This is a genomic window from Pseudoalteromonas sp. MMG012 (genome assembly GCF_018100875.1).
In the GTDB taxonomy this organism is placed as follows: Bacteria; Pseudomonadota; Gammaproteobacteria; order Enterobacterales; family Alteromonadaceae; genus Pseudoalteromonas; species Pseudoalteromonas aurantia.
In genome coordinates this window covers 1-20,602 of sequence record NZ_JAGJEF010000044.1, presented here as the reverse complement: position 1 = coordinate 20,602, position 20,602 = coordinate 1, and the positions used below count along the sequence as shown (strand labels likewise).

At 41.0% G+C, this 20,602-nt stretch carries 17 protein-coding genes; 16 read left to right on the top strand and 1 reads right to left on the bottom strand.

The window, feature by feature from the left end; translation table 11 throughout:
* Nucleotides 1-36 precede the first annotated feature (36 nt).
* The 6 genes from J8L97_RS14530 (at nt 37) to J8L97_RS14505 (ending at nt 4,564) form a co-directional block, all read left to right on the top strand.
* The gene (locus tag J8L97_RS14530; protein ID WP_211050642.1) at nt 37-801 is read left to right on the top strand and encodes an alpha/beta fold hydrolase; all 765 of its coding nucleotides are present in this window, start codon (nt 37-39) and stop codon (nt 799-801) included.
* A gap of 86 nt (nt 802-887) precedes the next feature.
* Nucleotides 888-1,109 carry a DUF2788 domain-containing protein gene (locus J8L97_RS14525; protein ID WP_192507580.1) on the top strand — a complete coding sequence of 74 codons (222 nt, stop codon included), beginning with the start codon at nt 888-890 and terminating at the stop codon, nt 1,107-1,109.
* Nucleotides 1,110-1,111: 2 nt separating this feature from the next.
* Nucleotides 1,112-1,390 carry a LexA regulated protein gene (gene ybfE, locus J8L97_RS14520; RefSeq protein WP_010363446.1) on the top strand — a complete coding sequence of 93 codons (279 nt, stop codon included), beginning with the start codon at nt 1,112-1,114 and terminating at the stop codon, nt 1,388-1,390.
* 14 nt (nt 1,391-1,404) lie between these two features.
* Nucleotides 1,405-1,932, top strand: coding sequence for a flavodoxin FldA (gene fldA / locus J8L97_RS14515; RefSeq protein ID WP_192507581.1), 528 nt, complete (start codon nt 1,405-1,407; stop codon nt 1,930-1,932).
* 105 nt (nt 1,933-2,037) lie between these two features.
* A complete protein-coding gene (gene fur, locus J8L97_RS14510) occupies nt 2,038-2,484 on the top strand; it encodes a ferric iron uptake transcriptional regulator (protein WP_210998488.1) in 447 nt (148 codons plus the stop codon).
* Between the two features lie 235 nt (nt 2,485-2,719).
* A complete protein-coding gene (locus J8L97_RS14505) occupies nt 2,720-4,564 on the top strand; it encodes an ABC transporter ATP-binding protein (protein ID WP_211050641.1) in 1,845 nt (614 codons plus the stop codon).
* Here the strand turns inward: J8L97_RS14505 and J8L97_RS14500 are convergent.
* Entirely contained in the window at nt 4,548-5,150 is a 603-nt protein-coding gene (locus tag J8L97_RS14500) for a TetR/AcrR family transcriptional regulator (RefSeq protein WP_211050639.1), read from the bottom strand. The two genes, J8L97_RS14505 and J8L97_RS14500, sit on opposite strands and share 17 nt — an antisense overlap.
* A gap of 284 nt (nt 5,151-5,434) precedes the next feature.
* Here J8L97_RS14500 and J8L97_RS14495 point away from each other — a divergent pair, with 284 nt between their 5' ends.
* From J8L97_RS14495 to torT, 10 genes are all read left to right on the top strand, one after another.
* Complete coding sequence (locus tag J8L97_RS14495; RefSeq protein WP_211050637.1) at nt 5,435-6,607, top strand: efflux RND transporter periplasmic adaptor subunit; 1,173 nt, start codon at nt 5,435-5,437, stop codon at nt 6,605-6,607.
* A 4-nt stretch (nt 6,608-6,611) separates the two neighbouring features.
* On the top strand, nt 6,612-9,785 hold the full coding sequence (locus tag J8L97_RS14490; protein WP_211050635.1) for an efflux RND transporter permease subunit: 3,174 nt from the start codon (nt 6,612-6,614) through the stop codon (nt 9,783-9,785).
* Nucleotides 9,786-9,877: 92 nt separating this feature from the next.
* On the top strand, nt 9,878-10,474 hold the full coding sequence (locus tag J8L97_RS14485) for a PilZ domain-containing protein (protein ID WP_211050633.1): 597 nt from the start codon (nt 9,878-9,880) through the stop codon (nt 10,472-10,474).
* 54 nt (nt 10,475-10,528) lie between these two features.
* Complete coding sequence (locus J8L97_RS14480; protein WP_211050631.1) at nt 10,529-11,572, top strand: agmatine/peptidylarginine deiminase; 1,044 nt, start codon at nt 10,529-10,531, stop codon at nt 11,570-11,572.
* A gap of 3 nt (nt 11,573-11,575) precedes the next feature.
* The gene (locus tag J8L97_RS14475; RefSeq protein ID WP_211050629.1) at nt 11,576-12,466 is read left to right on the top strand and encodes a carbon-nitrogen hydrolase; all 891 of its coding nucleotides are present in this window, start codon (nt 11,576-11,578) and stop codon (nt 12,464-12,466) included.
* A 31-nt stretch (nt 12,467-12,497) separates the two neighbouring features.
* Nucleotides 12,498-15,971 carry a transcription-repair coupling factor gene (gene mfd, locus J8L97_RS14470; protein ID WP_211050627.1) on the top strand — a complete coding sequence of 1,158 codons (3,474 nt, stop codon included), beginning with the start codon at nt 12,498-12,500 and terminating at the stop codon, nt 15,969-15,971.
* Nucleotides 15,972-16,808, top strand: coding sequence for a CsiV family protein (locus tag J8L97_RS14465; RefSeq protein ID WP_211050625.1), 837 nt, complete (start codon nt 15,972-15,974; stop codon nt 16,806-16,808).
* A 14-nt stretch (nt 16,809-16,822) separates the two neighbouring features.
* Nucleotides 16,823-17,071 (top strand): DUF3862 domain-containing protein, encoded by a 249-nt coding sequence (locus J8L97_RS14460; protein WP_192507592.1) that lies wholly within the window; start codon nt 16,823-16,825, stop codon nt 17,069-17,071.
* A 389-nt stretch (nt 17,072-17,460) separates the two neighbouring features.
* Nucleotides 17,461-19,194 (top strand): GGDEF domain-containing response regulator, encoded by a 1,734-nt coding sequence (locus tag J8L97_RS14455; RefSeq protein WP_211050622.1) that lies wholly within the window; start codon nt 17,461-17,463, stop codon nt 19,192-19,194.
* Between the two features lie 50 nt (nt 19,195-19,244).
* Entirely contained in the window at nt 19,245-20,453 is a 1,209-nt protein-coding gene (gene torT / locus J8L97_RS14450) for a TMAO reductase system periplasmic protein TorT (protein ID WP_211050620.1), read from the top strand.
* Nucleotides 20,454-20,602: the final 149 nt, after the last annotated feature.

Below are 20,602 nucleotides of genomic sequence, written 5' to 3'. Positions count from 1 at the left end.
GACTGGCACAATTAGCACAGATACATTGGAGAAAATATGTTACTAAACTATAAGCAAACAGGAACAGGTCCTAACCTAATTTTGATGCATGGCCTGTTTGGCTCACTAGAGAACCTCAATATAATCGCAAAAGCCTTGTCTGAACACTTTACGGTGGTCAATGTTGACTTGCGTAATCACGGGCAATCATTTCATGATAACCAGATGAACTATGACGTCATGGCAAACGATGTCGTTGAATTAATGCACCACCTTGGCATAGAGAAAGCGCATGTTGTAGGCCACTCTATGGGTGGCAAGGTTGCCATGCAGTTCGCGACCCTATTTAAAGAAAAAGTCACAAAACTTGTGGTGCTCGATATTGCACCTGTAACTTATCAACCCCGCCATAACGAAATTATTAACGGCCTTAATAAAGTTTCTATACATCCACACGTCGTTAGTAGAAAACAAGCAGATGAAATTCTATCCGAGCACGTAGAAATGTCGGGGGTTCGTCAATTTTTATTGAAAAGTTTGGCCAAGAATCCAAACGGCAATTTTAGTTGGAAATTTAATTTACCTGTTATCTCTGCAAACTATCAGAGTATCATTTCTAACATAAAAGCTTATGCAGGCAATTCATGCGACGCATTGTTTATCAAGGGAAATAACTCTGATTACATTCTTGCTGAGCATCGCGAAGCAATTGTGGCCATATTTCCCAACGCAACTGCTAAAGTTATTCATGGTACTGGCCATTGGCTACATGCAGAAAAACCACTGCCTGTAAATAAATCAATTATTGATTTTCTTCAATAATTGTTCGGTTTTTGTTGTACCGCTCTTAATTTATCTTTATTGAGTATGGTATAGTAGCCGCCGTTTAAGTTTTCAGTTGGGTGCATATGGTCAGCCAGTATATTAATGAATTTGAAACCTTAGGACTGTATTTCGCTTTAGCGGGTATTTTCTTTTTTATCGGAATGGCAATTCAAGACGTTTTAAAAAAAGGTGATGTACCCAAGTTTGGTCGATATACTGTGTGGTTAGTATTGTTTCTAGGCTGCTCTGGTTTTATTGCTAAAGGGCTAATTCAAGTCTTTTGGCAAGGCGCAGGTGTTGGATAAAAATGGCCAAATCTGAAACAGACAGAACAACGATTGATTTGTTTGAAAATGAAAAGCGACCAGGAAGACCAAAAACTAACCCACTCCCCAGAGAGGTTCAGTTGAAAGTCAATAAGCGCAATCAAATAAAAAGAGATCGCGCCAGAGGTTTAAAACGTGTTGAATTTAAGGTTTCGTCAGAGCTTTACCAAGCATTGAGCGATATGGCTGATGAGCAAAACATTAGCCGCAGTGCTCTGATAGAGACCATCTTGCAAGAGAAATTAGCGAATAACAGATAGAAGGTAAGTATTTAATGGCAAGCGTAGGTATATTTTTCGGCAGTGACACCGGTAACACAGAACATGTTGCTAAAATGATTCAAAAAGAGCTAGGTAAGCAGCTCATTGACGTCAAAGACATTGCAAAAAGTAGTAAAGAAGAAATTGCTGAATTCGATTTAATTTTGTTTGGCATCCCTACTTGGTATTATGGTGAAGCACAATGTGACTGGGATGATTTCTTTCCAGAACTTGAAGAAGTCGACTTTGAAGGTAAACTAGTCGCGATTTTCGGTTGTGGTGATCAAGAAGATTACGCTGAGTACTTCTTAGATGCTATGGGTATGATCAACGACATTGTGACCGAGCGTGGCGCGATTGTTGTTGGACATTGGGCAACTGAGGGTTACCAATTTGAAGCATCTAAGGCCATGGCTGATGACAATCACTTTGTTGGCTTAGGGATTGATGAAGATCGTCAACCAGAATTGACAGAACAACGTGTAAAAGCATGGTGTAAGCAAGTATATGACGAAATGTGTCTTTCAGAGCTTGAAGACTAAATAAAAGACTACTTTGCACTTCACGCTTTAGCGCGTTATTCTTAAGTCAAAGCAGTGTCGTGCGAATGACTTAAGACAAAACTATAATTAATTGAGACAGAGTGAATGACTGATCACAACTTAGAGTTAAAAAAAGCAGGTTTAAAAGTAACATTACCAAGAATAAAAATTCTTGAAATATTACAATCACCTGACAACCAACACATCAGTGCTGAAGATGTGTACAAGATTTTACTCGATAAAGGTGAAGAAATTGGTTTAGCAACAGTATACCGTGTACTAAACCAATTTGATGATGCTGGCATTGTTACACGTCACCATTTTGAAGGTGGAAAGTCTGTTTTTGAATTATCAGGTAGCACTCATCATGACCACTTGGTATGTTTAAAATGTGGTAAAGTTGTTGAGTTTGAGGATGAGATGATTGAATCTCGTCAAATACAAATTGCTAACGAAAATGGCATACGTTTGACTAATCACTCGTTGTATTTATATGGTGAATGTGAAGACACGGAAGCGTGCAAAAAGTATGCGGATGAAAACGGCAACTAATATTGTGCATTTTTAAAACCGGCTACCTAGCCGGTTTTTTCATGCATTTTTTCGCTTTCCTGTTGGCTCTTTAAGTTATACATGCCACTTGCTTCAAACTACTCAAAGTAATCAACGATTTAACTTTCACTCTTTCCTCCCCTTTTATTGCTAAGCCAGATTAAACACGACTACTCACTGGATATTTAAACAGTCTAAGTTACAATACCTACCTTAGTCATAAAGGATAATTGCAATGTACAAGCTTTTTGAGCGTTTCACTGACCCATTTCCTCAATCCAATGTAGCTCAGCCGCCAAAGTCACTTTTTTCATTTTGTCGTTTTTATACCAAGGGTATGGAGTGGCCGCTAGGTATTATGTCTTTGAGTGCAGCTTTGTTAGCAATACTCGAAGTGGCTTTGTTTGGCTTTATGGGAGACTTAGTTGACTGGCTATCACATTACTCACCAGATACGCTCTTTATTGAAAAAAAGTCAGAGCTCGTTTTCATGGCCATCGTTACGGTTATTGCCTTGCCTCTCATTACTTTTTTTCACTCAGCAATTATCCATCAAAGCTTGTTGGGCAATTACCCTATGTCTATTCGCTGGCAAGCTCACCGATATTTGTTACAGCAAAGTATGGCTTTTTATCAAGATGAATTCGCTGGTCGAATTTCAACGAAAGTAATGCAGACTGCCTTAGCCGTGAGGGAAACTGTAATGAAGTTACTTGATGTTCTGGTTTATATTCTTGTTTATTTCACCGCGATGCTCACCCTTGTAGCGAGTTCTGATCCTCGACTGATGGTTCCTTTAGTACTGTGGTTATTTTTGTACATTGCGGTTCAGTTGTACTTTATTCCTAGGTTGAAGAATATTTCAACTGAGCAAGCCAACGCGCGTTCAGAAATGACAGGTCGTATCGTCGACAGCTATACTAATATTTCTACTGTTAAGTTGTTTTCTTATACACAACGGGAAGAACAGTATGCAAAAGAAAGTATGGAAGTATTTATTGAACCGGTATACAAACAAATGCGCCTTGTAACCAGTTTGAATGTCTGTGTTCAAACTGTTAACTATTTATTGGTATTTACCGTTGCCGCCGTCGCAATCTATTTATGGTCATATAGTGCAATAACCGCAGGCGCTATTGCGATTACAATTGGTTTAGCATTGCGGTTAAATGGGATGGCTCAATGGATAATGTGGGAAATAAGTGGTTTATTTGAAAACATTGGTACCGTTGCCGACGGGATATCCAGCCTTTCTCAAGAGCTCGATGTCACAGATAAACCAAACGCATCTCAACTGGAATATCAGGCTGGAAAAATAACCTTCAACAATATCCAGTTTGCCTATAAACGCAAAGATAAATCCAAAGAACATAGTGTTATAAATAACCTCAACTTAACAATTCAACCAGGTGAGAAAATTGGCGTAGTTGGCCGCTCAGGGGCCGGAAAGTCAACACTTGTCAATTTACTGCTGAGGTTTTATGACCTAAACAGTGGCGCAATAACGATAGACGACCAAAATATTTCAGATGTGAAACAAGAGAGTTTACGCCAGCTTATTGCAATGGTTACGCAAGATACGTCTTTATTGCACCGCAGCATCGCAGATAATATCTTATATGGTAAACCGACAGCAAGCGAAGAAGAATTAATCACCGCCACAAAAAAAGCACAGGCATTTGACTTTATAAAAGATTTAGAAGATAGCCACGGTAACACAGGCTTTAATGCACAAGTTGGTGAACGCGGGATCAAGTTATCTGGGGGGCAGCGTCAGCGCATCGCCATCGCAAGAGTGTTACTAAAGAATGCGCCAATCCTTATTTTAGACGAGGCTACGTCTGCCCTTGATTCAGAGGTTGAGTCTGCAATTCAAGATAGTTTAGATGACTTAATGACCAATAAAACGGTTATCGCTATCGCTCACCGGCTATCAACTATTGCACAAATGGATCGCCTCATTGTAATGGAACAAGGAGAAATTATTGAACAAGGATCACACGAGGTACTATTAAAACAAAATGGTGTTTACGCCAAATTATGGGCTCATCAAACTGGGGGCTTTATTGGGTTGGAGTGACCCCATAACAAAAGATCCGGCATGCTTGGTCAACTAATTCATCAAGCGCTGCTTCATTAAGTGGCGCTTTCCAACTAATTGTTTGCTCCCAGTAGCTCAACTTTTTAAGTCCTCCCCAAAAAAAACCTGCCGCAAATTCTGGACTAAATTCACCTAAACACTGGGTATCTGCCGCATCTTGAAACCATTGCAACATTGATTTCTCACAATTTAAAAAGCGCCCTTTCAAACTTTCAGCGCGCTCTTTTGAGCGCATAGATTCAATCATGACGATTCTCGACAAAGTAAGGTAATCTTCATCATTCAATAGCGCTAGAGCACTAATTGCCAAATGTTTTAACTGTGATTCAAATTGGTAGTTCGGAATAAATTGAATCGCAGCCAATGGTGTGATCCGCTCAATCAATTGCGAAACTACGGTGTCAAACAATGCGTCCTTAGTCGGGAAGTGTTTATATAAGGTTCGCTTTGAAACTTTTGCTTCGCTACTAATCGCTTCCATTGTCGTTGCTGATAAACCAAATTGGGCAAATTGCGCAATTGCCGCTTTTAAAATATCTTGCTGTTTGATGGAATAATCCGGCATAAGTTACAAATATAAATAATTGGTGGGCCACATTTTAATAAAAAATAGCACAAATAAATAGTACACGATACCGTTTACCTTATATAGCAAAAAGTATACACTTGTGTTTACTTGCATAAAAGTCACCCTAATTTCTTTACATTATGTCGTATTGGGTATGAAATGAACTATGCAAGGTAGTCTATTTGAGTTGTCAATCGCCCTGACCCACTATATTGCCAACTCGTGATAACACTTATGTCTATAAATTTACTTATAAACATAAAATAGGATTTGGAGTGTTTATGTATCCCCCACTTAACAGTCGTTTAAAAAAAATTTCCGTGTTAATAGCATCTTTTACGCTATTAACCGCATGTCAAGATATGCCTGAAGCACAATCAGCAGGCGGTATGCCACCCGCTCAGGTAAGTGTAGAGCCTGTATCAAGGACATCGGTACCAATCATAATTAAATTGCCTGCAACCCTCGCTGGTAACAAAGAGGTTGAGATCCGTGCTCGCGTGTCGGGTATCGTTGAATCTCGTAATTTCGAAGAAGGACAGAAAGTATCTGCGGGTCAGTCCCTATTTACCTTAGACTTAGAGCCCTTTACATTGGAAGTAGAGAAAGCTCAAGCTGAAGTCAATGTGGCGGTTGCAACCGTAAAACAAGCAAAGCGAGAACGCGACCGATTACAAAAGCTCAAAAATGAGCGTTCAGTATCAAAACGAGATTTCGATAATGCTGCATCAAACTATGATATCGCAGTGGCGAACCTCGCTTCCTCCAAGGTTGCTTTGAATGAATCAAAGTTAGACTTGGAATACGCACACGTAAAGGCGCCTGTTTCAGGCATGATCGGCCGTGAGTTAGTCTCTGAAGGAAGCTATGTATCAGGCCCTGAACTGTTGTTAACCGAGTTGACCGAAACTGACACTATGCGTGTACGATTTGGCTTTTCTGAGCGCGAACAACTTCAAATGCGTAAAGATGTTGAGAATGGCAACTTAAGCTTACCCAAAAATAATGAATTCGATACAAAATTGATTCTTCAGGACGGGTCCACTCACGAGAGTATGGGCAAAGTAAACTTTAGTGATGTTCGCGTTAATCGGTATACCGGAACAAGTGAACTCCAAGCCAAAGTTGAAAACGCCACGGGTCAACTACGACCAGGGCAATTTGTTCGTGTAGAGCTTATTGGCGCCGTGCGAAACAATGCAGTACTTTTGCCACAACGAGCCGTACTTGATAATGGCACAGGTAAGTTTGTTTATGTTGCCACGGAAAATGAACAAGGGACTATGGTCGCACTACCAGCACCTGTCGAGGTTGGAGAATGGGTACATTTAGACGATAAGAACTATTGGGTAATTCGAAGCGGATTAACCGATGGTCAGCCTGTCATCACAGAAGGGTTCGCGCGTATCTTCTTTCCTGGAATGCCTATCGCAATAGCTGATAAAGGAGAGTAACACGATGTTCTCTCGCTATTTTATAGACCGACCAATATTTGCTTTTGTGATCTCTATTGTCATTGTATTAGCTGGGCTTGCTGCAATGCGAAGTTTGCCCGTAGCACAGTACCCTGAAATCGCCCCTCCTGTTGTACAAGTGACTGCAGCGTATCCAGGCGCTTCTGCTGATGTATTAGAGCAAACGGTTGCAGCGCCAATAGAAAATGCCATCACCGGTGTTGAAGGTATGATGTACATGAGTTCGACTAGCACAAGCTCAGGAGCAACCACAATTGCTGTTACATTTGAAATCGGCACTGACGTTGACCAAGCTGCGGTAGACGTAAACAACAGAGTGAAACAGGTTGAGGCTCGATTACCAGAAGAAACCCGACGCCAAGGCGTTCAGGTAACGAAAGGTTCATCTAGCTTTTTACAAGTTCATGCGTTTTATTCACCTGACAATACTCGAACCAGTTTATGGACTTCTAACTATGTCACCATGAACATTCTTGATCGTATTAAACGGATCCCAGGCACCACCAGCGTGCAAATTTTTGGCGCCAAAGATTATGCGATGCGCGTATGGTTAAGACCCGATATTATGAGTCAGCTAGCTGTTACCGTTGAAGAGGTTGCATCCGCTATCCGAGAGCAAAACTCACAATATGCAGCTGGTAAGATAGGCGCAACCCCAACCTCAGTGCATGCTCAAGAACTTGTCTATAGTGTGACGGCACAAGGCAGGCTTTCAACACCAGAAGAGTTTGACGACATCATCATTCGTGCTAACCCAGATGGGTCAAATCTACTACTGAAAGACATTGCCCGTGTTGAGTTAGGCTCTAAAGATTATGACTTTGCCGGAACAATCAACGGAAAAGAAGCGGTGTTACTTGGGATATTTTTACAACCTGGCGCTAACGCATTAGATGTTGCGGCTCAGGTAAATAGTACAATTGAAGAGTTAAAAATACAATTCCCCATTGGGCTAGCTCATGTTACGTCATACGACACAACACGTTTTGTAGAAGTGTCTATTCGCGAAGTGATTATCACCTTAATGGAAGCCATGGTTTTGGTATTCTTAGTGGTCTATTTATTTTTGCAAAACTGGCGAGCAACACTGATTCCAACATTAGCCGTGCCGGTATCTTTACTAGGTACATTTGCAGGTATGTATATGCTTGGCTACTCAATAAACACCCTCACATTATTCGGTATGGTGTTATCTATTGGTATTGTTGTTGATGATGCGATAGTGGTACTTGAAAATGTTGAACGTATTATGCACGAACAAAAAGCCTCCGCACGTGATGCTGCAATACAGGCTATGAAAGAAGTCAGTGGCCCCGTAATCGCGATTGTACTTGTGTTATGTTCTGTGTTCGTGCCCATCGCGTTTTTGGGCGGTTTAACGGGCGAATTGTTTCGTCAGTTTGCCATTACAATTTCAATCGCGGTGAGCTTATCTGGTGTGGTCGCGTTAACAATGACCCCCGCTTTATGTGTGCTTATTTTAAAACAAGAACACAAACAAACGGCGCGATTTTTCTTGTGGTTTAATGTGTGGTTTACCCGTATTACTGGTAAATACGTCGGTGCTGTGAGCTTTATGGTCCGTCGCGGGTTACTTGGGTTCATTTTAGTTGCCGCAATGATCGCTTCAACCGCAACCCTTTGGAAGAGTACACCCGGTTCTCTAGTGCCTGATGAAGATCAAGGTTACTATGTATCTGCTATTTTCCTGCCTGATGGTTCTTCACTTGAGCGTACAGCTAAAGTTGTCGAAGAAGTTATTGCTGCAGTTCAATCTAACCCTGCCAATGAAAATGTTGTCGCCTTTACTGGATTTGACTTCATCGGCGGCGGTTATAAAAACAGCGCTGCGACCCTATTCGTCACTCAAAAACACTGGGACGAACGAGAAATTGACACAAAGTCACTTGTTGGTGAGCTTTATATGAAAACAGCGCATATTAACGAAGCGTTAGTACTCGCATTTAACCCTCCGCCAATATTCGGACTAGGCAGTACCGGTGGGTTTGAAGTGTATCTACAAAATAAAGGTGCTGGCGGCCATGAGAAGCTTAAGCAGAATATGCAACTGGTAATGGCTGAAGCACAAAAAAGCCCTGTGTTATCAAGTTTGCAAACCCTGTGGCGACCTAATGCGCCTCAGCTCAAAGTACATATGGACCGAGAACAAGCCCGTGCTATGGGTGTTAACATCAATAGTGCATTCACCGCTTTGGGAGCTAACTTAGGAACGTACTATGTAAACGACTTCAATAAATTTGGTCGCGCTTGGCAAGTGCTGCTTTCAGCCGAAGCTGAGTTTAGGATGACCCCTGAAGACGTAGGTCGTATATACGTGAAAAACAATCAAGGTGATATGGTTCCTATTTCCGCGTTTACACGTATTGAGTACAGCCGAGGACCTGAGAACCTAGAACGATACAACAACCTATCTGCAGTAAAGCTACTGGGTGAAGCCGCCCCGGGATACAGTTCAGGCCAAGCTATAGCTGAAATGGAACGTATAGCCAAAACAGTACTCCCACCCGATATGACTTACGACTGGACAGGTTCGGCCTATCAAGAAAAGCAAAGCTCTGGCACTACAGGTTTGGCGCTGGGTCTTGCTGTTATAATGGTATTTCTAATATTAGCAGCCTTGTATGAACGTTGGTCTTTGCCCTTATCGGTATTACTTGCGTTACCATTTGGTACATTTGGTGCGTTGATCTCTGTATGGATAGCGGGTTTAACCAATGATGTATACTTTCAAATTGGCCTCGTTACGTTACTTGGTTTGGCAAGTAAAAATGCTATTTTGATAGTTGAATATGCGCTTATGAAATATCAACAGGGTTGGAGTGCCAGTGCTGCTGCGCTTGAAGCTGCAAGGCTACGTTTTAGACCTATTATTATGACATCATTGGCATTTATACTTGGGGTGGTACCGCTCGTATTGAGCTCCGGTGCTGGCGCAGGTGCCCGACACAGTGTTGGTACCGGTGTTATGGGTGGCATGATTGCAGCCACATTCTTAGCTATTTTCTTTGTCCCATTATTCTTCTTTTGGTTAACAAATAGAAAGTTAACTGAGAAAAGAAGCAAACAGGAACTTGCTGAAGAAATCGCCCAGCAACATAAAAAGGAACAAGTTGACACCGAAGAAGGGCTTGCATAACCGAAACACGTTAATAAAACGCCAACTACAAAGTTGGCGTTTTTGCTTATAAGCCGTTAAGATTAAATAAAAAGTCAGTAACAGATTAATATATGAGCAGTAACCTACAAAATACTTTTGATGAATACTTTCAAGTCGAAGACAGTAATCAGGTTAACTTGTTTGTTGTCCAAAATAGCGATGTGCCACAAACACAGGCAGAATTAGAAAAGAACATCCCCGCACTATTTAAACTCGCTAATGAAATCAATGAACTAGATAGTAACGCATTAAGACCTTTACGGAATTTGGGGGATGTGGCAACGGAGCTTGCGTCATTTTTACAGGCCCAGTCTCGAAAAATCGATCTGATAATGAGCCATATACTGGCAACAGAGCAACCTGACGAAGACAATGTATATTGTGATAGCTATGGTGGTGGTGGATTGAAAGTAACCTTGGCGGAGAAGATCTCTATAGGGACTCAATTACGAACAAAACTATTTTTAAATCACGAAGCCAGTGCTATTTACTGCTATACACAGGTTATTGCTGTAGAACGGCTCTCTAGTGAAAAGCAGCAACACACGTTAGGCTTTACCCAAATCCGTGATGCTGACCAAGAGTTAGTGGTTCGCGCAAGTTTACATGCCCAGACCCGACAACTAAAAAAGCGTCAATTAGCACAGAATAAAGAACAAAATAGCTGACACCAAACATGGGAATGATAAACTAGTAGCTTAGAAATTTATTTGTGTAACATCATGAGCTTTAGACTTTTACCTGAATGGGCACCGCAAGATGCAATTATGTTGACGTGGCCTCATAAAAACACTGACTGGGTTAATATATTATCAGATGTAGAACCTGTCTATGTCACTTTATGTCAACAGATTTCCCAAGTACAGAAAATGCTGATCGTGGCCCACACACCGGTGCTAAAACAACATATCACGACGCTACTGAATAATGCGTCAATCGACTTAGGTAACATTGTTTTTGTAATCGCCCCCTGCAATGATACTTGGGCTCGTGATCATGGTCCCATTACTGTGGCCAATAAGCAAGGGAAGTTAAAGGTCAAAGATTTTACCTTCAATGGCTGGGGGAACAAGTATGAAGCGCAGCTAGACAACAAGCTCAATACTGCGATTGCGACACAAGCTATGAGTGAACACATTCAGTTTGATAGCATCAATTTCGTACTTGAAGGTGGTGGTATTGAAATAAATGAACATGGCACCTTACTGACAACCTCTGCTTGCTTATTAAACCCAAATAGAAACCCCGAATTTAGCAAAGAGCAAGTTGAATATATACTGTCACAAGAATTAGGCGCAGAGGCCTTCTTATGGGTTGAACATGGATATTTAGCCGGTGATGATACGGATAGCCATATTGATACGTTAGTACGATTTGCGCCAAATAATACGATAGTATACGTAACATGTGATGATATTAATGATGAGCATTATGTTGAATTGGCGAACATGCAGCGTCAATTGGCGTCATTTACAACCCCTTCCGGTAGTAAATATAATATAGTACCCTTGCCATGGCCAAAAGCGATATATAATGATGAGAAAGAACGCTTGCCGGCAACCTACGCCAATTACCTCATTCTAAATAATACCGTTTTAGTACCTATTTATGGCGATGACAATGACAGTTTAGCGATCTCTCAAATCCAATCAGCTTATCCCCAGCATACAGTTATAGGCATTGATTGTTTACCTATTATTCATCAATTTGGTAGCTTGCACTGCATTACAATGCAATTACCACGTGGCTTTTTACAACAGGAATAGACTATGAGTACTCACGCCTTAAACGTCGGCATTGTACAACACAGCAACAGTGATGACCTTGCACAAAACGTATTAATAACTGAACAGGGGATCAGAGATGCTGCAAAACAAGGAGCAAAACTGGTTATATTACAAGAATTACATCGCAGCTTATATTTTTGCCAGACAGAAAATACAGACTTATTTGACCTAGCAGAAACGATCCCAGGTCCGAGCACACTTTATTTCGGTAAACTAGCACAAGAGCTCAACATAGTGATTGTAACTTCTCTATTCGAAAAAAGAGCAACTGGTCTGTATCATAACACCGCGGTTGTTATTGAAAGTGACGGCTCTATTGCGGGTAAGTATCGCAAAATGCATATTCCTGATGATCCCGGTTTTTATGAAAAGTTCTATTTTACACCTGGCGATATGGGTTTCACACCGATTGATACATCCGTGGGTAAATTAGGTGTGCTAATATGCTGGGATCAATGGTTTCCTGAAGGTGCTAGGTTAATGGCCATGGCCGGTGCAGAATTACTGATTTATCCAACCGCGATTGGTTGGGACCCTCGAGATGATAAAGACGAACAAATTCGCCAGCGTGACGCTTGGATAATTTCACAACGCGCCCACGCTATTGCCAATGGTATTCCTGTGATCAGTGTAAACCGAGTTGGCCATGAACATGACCCAAGTGGGCAAAGTGATGGAATAACGTTTTGGGGTAACTCTTTTGTGGCAGGCCCCCAAGGCGAAATGTTACTGCACGCCAGTGAAGATAAAGAACAAGTATCGGTTATTAAAGTTGATCAGGCGCAAAGTGAATCCGTTAGACGCATTTGGCCGTATTTACGCGATAGACGAATTGATCACTATCAAGACCTTTGCAAGATTTATCGTGACTAAAACAATTAGAAAAACAGATTAGGAGTACTCAATGGCGTCTGCGCATTGGAGCGAATTACCTTGGATTAAAAACTCAAAGGATAAAATACACTGGGGTCAACTAAGTGGCAGCGGTTTAACTATCGCATTAAGCGAAGGAATAAGAAACAACCCAGAGTTGGTTGTTATCGTAACCCCAGATACTCCCTCAGCCTTGCGCCTTGAAACTGAGTTAGATTATTTGTTACCCGACTTACCCGTGATGGTTTTTCCTGACTGGGAAACACTTCCTTATGATCACTTTTCGCCACATCAAGATATAATATCACAACGATTAGCCACACTTAACGCCCTGAAAAAGCAGAAACAAAGCGTGCTCATTGTGCCTGTAGCCACTTTAATGTTACGTACTGCCCCACCGGCATTCATTTATGGCAATGCACTCCAATTTAAGGTCGGTGATACGGTAGATGCACAACAACTTAAAAATGCGTTAACAGAAACTGGTTATCGGCATGTTCAGCAGGTAATGGAGCATGGCGAGTTCGCGGTAAGGGGCTCGATAGTGGATCTTTTTCCTATGGGGAGCCCTACTCCGTTTAGGTTTGATTTCTTTGATGACGATATAGACAGCATACGTCTTTTCGATATAGAGACCCAACGCTCTAGCGATAAAGTAGAAAACATTGATTTACTGCCAGCGCACGAGTTTCCAACCAACGATGAAGATATCGAACGGTTTCGAGTGGGATACCGGAATGCATTTGGTGCAAGTGCCGAGCAAGACTCTATTTATATGCAAGTGACTAAAGGTAACTGGCCATCAGGCATTGAATATTATTTGCCTCTTTTTTACGATCAGTTAGCAACTATCTTTGATTATTTACCAGAGAACGCCACTATTGTTCACTTAGGTGATATTGAACATGCTGCTGATGAGTTTTGGCTTGATGTGTATAAACGTTATGAAAACCGCAAAGTGGATCCACTCAGGCCTTTGCTTGAACCAGCGATGTTGTATCAACCTGCAGAAGAGCTGTTTAAAAACTTTAACAGCCATCCTAGGATCCGTCTAAGCGAAGCAAAACTTGGTACAAAAGCAGGTCATACTAACCTCAGCGCAAAACCGATTAAAGATGTGCGTATTGACCACAAACAGACGGATCCATACGCACAGTTATTGAAGTTTGTTACTGCTCAGAAAAAACAAAAGTCACGTATTGTGTTCAGCGTTGAAACCGATGGCCGACGTGAATCATTACTCACGCTACTAAAACCGACGGGGTTAAAACTTAAAGAGTTTGATAATTTTCAAAAATTCTTATCTGCAAAAAGTGATGTTGGTCTAGTTGTAAGTCCATTAGAGCAAAGTGTTTACCTCTCTGGAGAGCCCAGCTTAAGCATCATTACAGAACAAGAGTTATTAGGCGTTAAAGTCTCACAGCGTCGTCGCCGTAAGCATAAGTACGAGCAAGGCCAAGATTCCCTTATTCGTAATTTAGCAGAGTTAAAAGAAGGTCAACCCATCGTTCACCTCGATCACGGTGTAGGCCGTTATCTCGGTTTGCAAACCATTGATGCAGCCGGTGTCGCGACAGAATTTGTGACCATTATTTATGCGAATGAAGCAAAACTCTATGTACCTGTTTCAGCGCTGCATATGCTTAGTCGATATTCCGGAGGAGAAGAAGCAAGCGCTCCACTTCATAAATTAGGCTCAGATGTCTGGGAAAAAGCCAAACGTCGAGCGGCCGAGAAAGTCCGAGATGTTGCAGCAGAGTTGCTCGATATATACGCTAAACGACAAAGTAAACCTGGTTTTTCCTTCAAAATTGATGGTGCTGCATATCGGGAATTTAGTGACAGTTTTCCTTTTGAAGAAACCGATGACCAGCGCAATGCCATTGAAGCTGTTTTGGCTGACATGCAGTCTAATCTCGCGATGGATAGATTAGTGTGTGGTGATGTCGGCTTTGGAAAAACGGAAGTCGCCATGCGCGGTGCTTTTGCGGCAGTCAATGACAATAAACAAGTGGCTGTTTTAGTACCCACTACCCTGCTCGCCCAACAGCATTTTGAGAATTTTAAAGACCGATTTGCTGACCTGCCAATAGAGGTTGGGGTTTTGTCTCGTTTCAACAGCACCAAAGATCAAAAGTCTACATTAACAAAGCTTAAAGACGGCACCATTGATATCGTTATTGGAACCCATAAGCTTATACAAGAGAGTATTAAGTTTAATGACTTAGGCTTATTGGTTGTTGATGAGGAACATCGTTTTGGTGTTAGGCAAAAAGAAAAAATTAAGCAGTTGCGTGCTGATGTCGATATTTTAACACTCACAGCCACGCCTATTCCACGGACACTTAATATGGCAATGAGTGGAATGCGAGACTTATCAATTATTGCCACCCCGCCAGCGAAACGTTTAGCTGTTAAAACATTTGTTAAAGAACGCAATGATGAGTTGATCCGAGAAGCAATTTTGCGTGAGATTAAACGCGGGGGACAAGTCTACTTCTTGCACAACAATGTTGAAACCATCGACAAAACAGCTTCGGATATTGCAGCCTTAGTACCTGAAGCAAGTATTGCCATTGCACATGGACAAATGCGCGAACGAGAGCTTGAGCAGCTTATGGGGGATTTTTATCACCAAAAGCATAACGTACTCGTCTGTACCACCATTATTGAAACAGGTATTGATATTCCTTCGGCAAATACCATTATCATGGATCGTGCCGACAAGCTTGGACTTGCGCAATTACACCAGTTACGCGGCCGTGTTGGGCGTAGTCATCATCAAGCCTATGCGTACTTATTGACGCGAAATACCCAAACATTGACTAAAGATGCTGTTAAACGTTTACAGGCAATCGAGTCGCTTGAAGTTTTGGGGGCCGGTTTTGCGCTTGCCACACATGACTTAGAGATCCGTGGCGCAGGTGAGTTATTAGGTGACGACCAAAGTGGTCAAATTCAATCCGTTGGCTTCACACTTTATATGGAAATGCTGGAACAAGCGGTACAAGCATTAAAAGATGGCAAAGAGCCAACACTTGAAAATTTACTGCAAAAACAGTCTGACGTTGATTTAAAAGTCCCGGCGTTACTGCCGGATGATTATATTCCAGATGTGAACATTCGTTTGAGTATGTACAAACGTATTGCAAGTGCAACAGACTTAGGTGAGTTAGATGAACTGCAAGTCGAACTCATTGACCGATTCAGTTTGTTACCTGATGCCGCTAAAAACCTATTCGCAATACAGGCTCTCAAGCTCAAAGCAAGTAATTTAGGGATCAGTAAGGTCGAGGCAAACATCAAAGGCGGGTACTTTGAATTTAGTACCTCGACAAAGGTTAACCCAACGTTCATTATAGGTTTGATACAAAGCAATCCCTCTATTTATAAAATGGAAGGTGCAAGTAAGTTACGTTTTGCAATCGAAGAAAAGAATGGGCAAGAAAGAATGAAGTTAATCAATGCGATGATGGATGATTTTGACAAAAAGGCGCTGGCATAAATGCACTTAGTAAAAACAATGATCATATTGTTGGCTGCCACAAGTGCTTTCGATGTTCATGCAGTACGATGGTTTGAAATCGAAATGATAGCATTTGAACAAAAAGCATCTCCTCTCTTGCGAGAAGATTTCAGTTTAGAGCATGCTGAGATCAAAGGTAACCGCAAACGAGATTTACTCACTGATGGCTACAATGCGCAAGGACAGCAACACTGCTTAAAAGGCGATAGCTTTTTTGACCCTCGGCCACTGAGTGTAAAGTTAACCAGCAAGAATACGTCATGGCTTTGTACTGACAGCGCCGATTACATGTCTAAATATGATACTTTGCCACTAACGCCTTTCGCACCGGCTCAAGAGCATATGGATAATATTTATCTACTGGCTAAAGAGCAGCTACAATTTGACAATACGGTAAGTAAGCTCAAGCGCAAAGGTTTAAAACCAATCTTGCATACTGGCTGGCGTTTTCCAGAGCAAAGTAAACGACGCGCACCTTTTATCAAGGTGTTTGCAGGCAAGCGTTTTCCGGTGCCCGTTAGCTACCATATTGCCGACACTGTCACTGAGCAAGGTTATGTGAGCCTATTACCCAAAAAACCACAAGCTATGCCCTCTGAGCACGGTGACAACTGGCAAATTGAAGGTTTAGTAAAAATACATGTCCGACACTACCTATACGTAACAACCGATTTAGATATACGTTACGAAATAGAAACTGGCGACACACAAATTGCACGTATGTCTCAGTACACACGGGTTTATAGTGGTGATATGCATTATCTGGATCACCCAAAACTTGGCATAATATTTCAAATTAGAAAATACCAACACTAATAACGGGGAAAAACATGAAACAATTTCTTATCATTGCGGGATTACTCTCGCTTGCCGGATGCTCTAAAGTTTCGCTTGAAAACTACAATAAAATAGAAGTTGGAATGGACAAAACAGAATTAGAACAAGTTTTAGGTACTGCTGATAACTGTGAAGAAAAAACACTGCATACAAATTGTACATGGGGTGACGAAACACAGTATATTAAGGTTACCTTAGTAACCGATAAAGTCACTCTTTACACAAAAAAAGGGCTTGAGTAATTTCTCCTCTAACTCGATTTCACCTACAAAGTTAGGTGAGTTCACCGGAATTTCTTTGTTTATTTAAACATACAATTTAGCACTTGGCCATGGTGATCAAATTACGCCATGGCTTTTTAAAACGGCTGCATTACTTCACTCCCTGCGTATTTCTTCAGACCTACGGCATATCAAAAGATCAATAACGCAAGAATAAGTCGTTATTTATCTACCAAAATTAATATATGTCATGCTAAGGCTTTTTGGCCAAAGTAACCGCTAATTTCTGACTCCTTTATAAAATACCGACTATTTCAGGCCATTTTTTGACCTTGTCATTTTTTACGTTAAAGTTAATAAGGTCAATGCTTTGGATCAGAGCGAATGCGCTATTTCTAGGAAATATGTAGATGGATATTCTAATTATCGATGATGATTGTGTAGATAGAAAGATTATTAAAAAATCATTGAGTGCATCAGCCTCTAACGATCATCACATAGTGGAAGCAAGCTCTGTATTACAAGGCATTAAAGCCATTAAAAACCGTAGCTTCGATGTCATCATCTTAGACTACCGAATGCCCGATGTTAATGGGCTAGAATTGCTTATCGATCTCCGTTCGAAACCCGACTTGGGCGACACAGCCATTATTATGGCGAGTGGCTCTGAAGAATCACACCTTTCACTGGCATGTATTGAAGCCGGCGCTCAAGATTTTATTTCAAAGCAAGACATCAACCGAGAAAGATTAGATAAAGCACTCCAGCAAGCTAAAACACGCTTTCAAATGGAACAAAAAAAGCATGCTAGCTACCTGCAAGTAAAAGAAATGGCAGAAAAAGATGCGTTAACAGGGCTATCAAACCGTTATCATTTCGACGAGATGATTTCTGTTTTAATCGCAAATAGCAAACGAAATAAGCAAAGTATCGCGTTGCTTAGTTTCGATTTAGACAGCTTCAAAATAATTAATGATACATTAGGCCACAGCGCAGGAGACGCAATATTAAAAGAAGTCGTTAACCGTATCTCGTCATGCTTAAGAAGTAATGAGGGGTTTGCTCGAGTTAGAAGTAATGAGGGGTTTGCTCGAGTTGGTGGTGATGAGTTCGCCATCGTTATAGGCGGTATTCAAGCCATATCAATTATCAGTGTTATCACAAATCGAATTTGTGATGTGTTTAAATCCCCATTTAAAGTAGAAAACCATGAGGTGTATTGTGGCGTAAGTATTGGCGTTGCTTTATTTCCAACAGATGCATGTAACGCCCAAGAGTTGATGAAATGTGCTGACATTGCAATGTATCGAGCAAAACAAAGCGAAGATAATAACATTTGTTATTTCAAGAGCGAATATCAACAAACGTTTCATAGGCGTTTTAGTATTCAAAATAGCATGAGCACACTGTTGGATAGCTCTAGTTTCACGCTTGTATATCAGCCTATTTTTTCTACTATCACATCAGAATTAACCAGTATAGAAGCGTTGATACGCTGGCCAAAATCCGAGACTATATACACTCCTGATGAATTTATACCGATTGCCGAAGAGTCAGGAATTATGGTTGAGCTCGGGCAATGGATAATAAAAACAGCGGTAGCACAATTATCAATATGGCACCATAAATTTAGCCAGAAGTTAGCACTCTCGATCAATATTTCCCCCTTACAACTTAGAGACGATGGGTTTACTGAATTTCTTGTAAGTACCTGTCAAAAATCAGGTATTCATAATCAATATGTGACACTGGAAATTACTGAACCGACCCTTTTCAACAAAAATGAGGTGATTACGCACACGTTAAAACACCTCTGCGAACTCGGCTTTAACTTAGCACTTGATGGTTTTGGGTTGGGGCTTACTTCCATTAATCTCCTTACAACTTCCCCTATTAGTATTGTTAAATTAGATAAAAGTATGCTGACTCTCAATCCGTGTACACATCCCAGTATGCTCAAAGCACTATCACTCATGCTCAATACTTTGGAGTATTCCATTGTCGCAAAAGGCGTAGAAACACAGCAGCAATTAGATCAATGCGCTGAGCTGAGCTTGGCCGGAGTTCAAGGCTTTTTATTTGCAAAACCAATGTCCACAGAGCATTTAGAAAAACGCTTGGAATACCTGCTCGATACAGTTTAGTGCTTGCAACCTAAATAACCCTTATTGACATAAATTTGAGAGTGCCAGTTATGATACGTTACACATGGTTAATTACCGCCTTAAGTATTTCTATTTATAGCAATGTACCCAAAGCGAAAAAAGCGCAGCTTGATGTTAAGAGTTACTATGGCCACTATGACACAAAAAATAAGGTTGCTGGAAAACCTTCTCCAAGCTTATCAAAAGCCATTATTGAAAAATGGAAGTCACCAGTTCAAGCGAACGCCCCGTACAAACTAGCAATATTGTTTCCTCATTTGAAAGACCCATTTTGGGTTGCCGTAAATTATGGGGTATTTAAACAAGCTGAAAAGTTTGGAATTGGCGCAGAGTTATTTTTAGCCGGTGGCTATCGTAACCTTGGCCGTCAAGTCATTCAGTTAGAAAACGTATTGAAACACAAAGACGCTTACGATGGTGTCATTATTGGTGCGGTACAGTTTAAGAAAAGCAAGTTAGAAGACATATACAAAAAGCTAACCGCTGCAGGCATGCCCATAGTCTCCGTGATTAACGATAGCTTTACCCCTACTATCAATGCTAAATCTCTGGTTTCATGGGAAGAGCTAGGCTTTCAAGCCGGCAAGTACCTAATAGAACATGCAAAACAAAAAAGCGTCAAAGTATTAGTGATGCCTGGACCTAAAGGTACAGGTTGGGCGCCTGACAGTTTAAATGGATTCAATAAAGCATTGACGCAAGCAAGTGATCAACACAACGCTAAAGTGCTTCCGGCAATTTGGGGCGATACAGGAGATAAAACCCAACGGCATTTACTTAACTTTATTCTAGAAAAGCATGACAAAATTGACTATTTAGTAGCTAACGCAATAGCCGTTAATGCCATGGTGACCAAGGGACCCAATGGTGAACCTGCGCCGATTGAAACGTTCAAGAATAAGCATCCTGAGATAAAAATAATTTCAACCTATATTATTCAAGATGTTTTTGATCATATCACCGCAGGAAGAGTGTTGGCATCGTCAACTGACTTAATGAAACAACAAGGTCAAATAGCAATAGACATGATGATAAAGCTATTAAACGGCGACCAGGTAGGTAGTAAAGAAAGTAATTTCCCATTTCGTGCAGGACCAATCGTCCCTATAATTTCTCAGGACAACATTCAACAGTGGCCATATGAATACTTATTTGGCGAGAGAGAATTTAAAGCAATTCATGTACTGCCAATCAATCAACCTGTTTTGTTACAGCAGCGGAGTACAAATGAAAGCTAATACAAAATGGAAAAATACGCTGGCAGCTAAATTACTAGTAAAAGTTTTTCAATATTACATTTTTATAACCGTCATTGTGACGCTCGCACATATGTCAATGGACTTTTCATTTACAAAAGATATTGTTGAAGATGATTTAAAAGTTTTTC

Coding starts and splice junctions, on each gene's coding strand:
- J8L97_RS14530 (WP_211050642.1), top strand. CDS start 37: ATGTTACTAAACTATAAGCAAACAGGAACAGGTCCTAACCTAATTTTG.
- J8L97_RS14525 (WP_192507580.1), top strand. CDS start 888: ATGGTCAGCCAGTATATTAATGAATTTGAAACCTTAGGACTGTATTTC.
- ybfE (WP_010363446.1), top strand. CDS start 1,112: ATGGCCAAATCTGAAACAGACAGAACAACGATTGATTTGTTTGAAAAT.
- fldA (WP_192507581.1), top strand. CDS start 1,405: ATGGCAAGCGTAGGTATATTTTTCGGCAGTGACACCGGTAACACAGAA.
- fur (WP_210998488.1), top strand. CDS start 2,038: ATGACTGATCACAACTTAGAGTTAAAAAAAGCAGGTTTAAAAGTAACA.
- J8L97_RS14505 (WP_211050641.1), top strand. CDS start 2,720: ATGTACAAGCTTTTTGAGCGTTTCACTGACCCATTTCCTCAATCCAAT.
- J8L97_RS14500 (WP_211050639.1), bottom strand. CDS start 5,150: ATGCCGGATTATTCCATCAAACAGCAAGATATTTTAAAAGCGGCAATT.
- J8L97_RS14495 (WP_211050637.1), top strand. CDS start 5,435: ATGTATCCCCCACTTAACAGTCGTTTAAAAAAAATTTCCGTGTTAATA.
- J8L97_RS14490 (WP_211050635.1), top strand. CDS start 6,612: ATGTTCTCTCGCTATTTTATAGACCGACCAATATTTGCTTTTGTGATC.
- J8L97_RS14485 (WP_211050633.1), top strand. CDS start 9,878: ATGAGCAGTAACCTACAAAATACTTTTGATGAATACTTTCAAGTCGAA.
- J8L97_RS14480 (WP_211050631.1), top strand. CDS start 10,529: ATGAGCTTTAGACTTTTACCTGAATGGGCACCGCAAGATGCAATTATG.
- J8L97_RS14475 (WP_211050629.1), top strand. CDS start 11,576: ATGAGTACTCACGCCTTAAACGTCGGCATTGTACAACACAGCAACAGT.
- mfd (WP_211050627.1), top strand. CDS start 12,498: ATGGCGTCTGCGCATTGGAGCGAATTACCTTGGATTAAAAACTCAAAG.
- J8L97_RS14465 (WP_211050625.1), top strand. CDS start 15,972: ATGCACTTAGTAAAAACAATGATCATATTGTTGGCTGCCACAAGTGCT.
- J8L97_RS14460 (WP_192507592.1), top strand. CDS start 16,823: ATGAAACAATTTCTTATCATTGCGGGATTACTCTCGCTTGCCGGATGC.
- J8L97_RS14455 (WP_211050622.1), top strand. CDS start 17,461: ATGGATATTCTAATTATCGATGATGATTGTGTAGATAGAAAGATTATT.
- torT (WP_211050620.1), top strand. CDS start 19,245: ATGATACGTTACACATGGTTAATTACCGCCTTAAGTATTTCTATTTAT.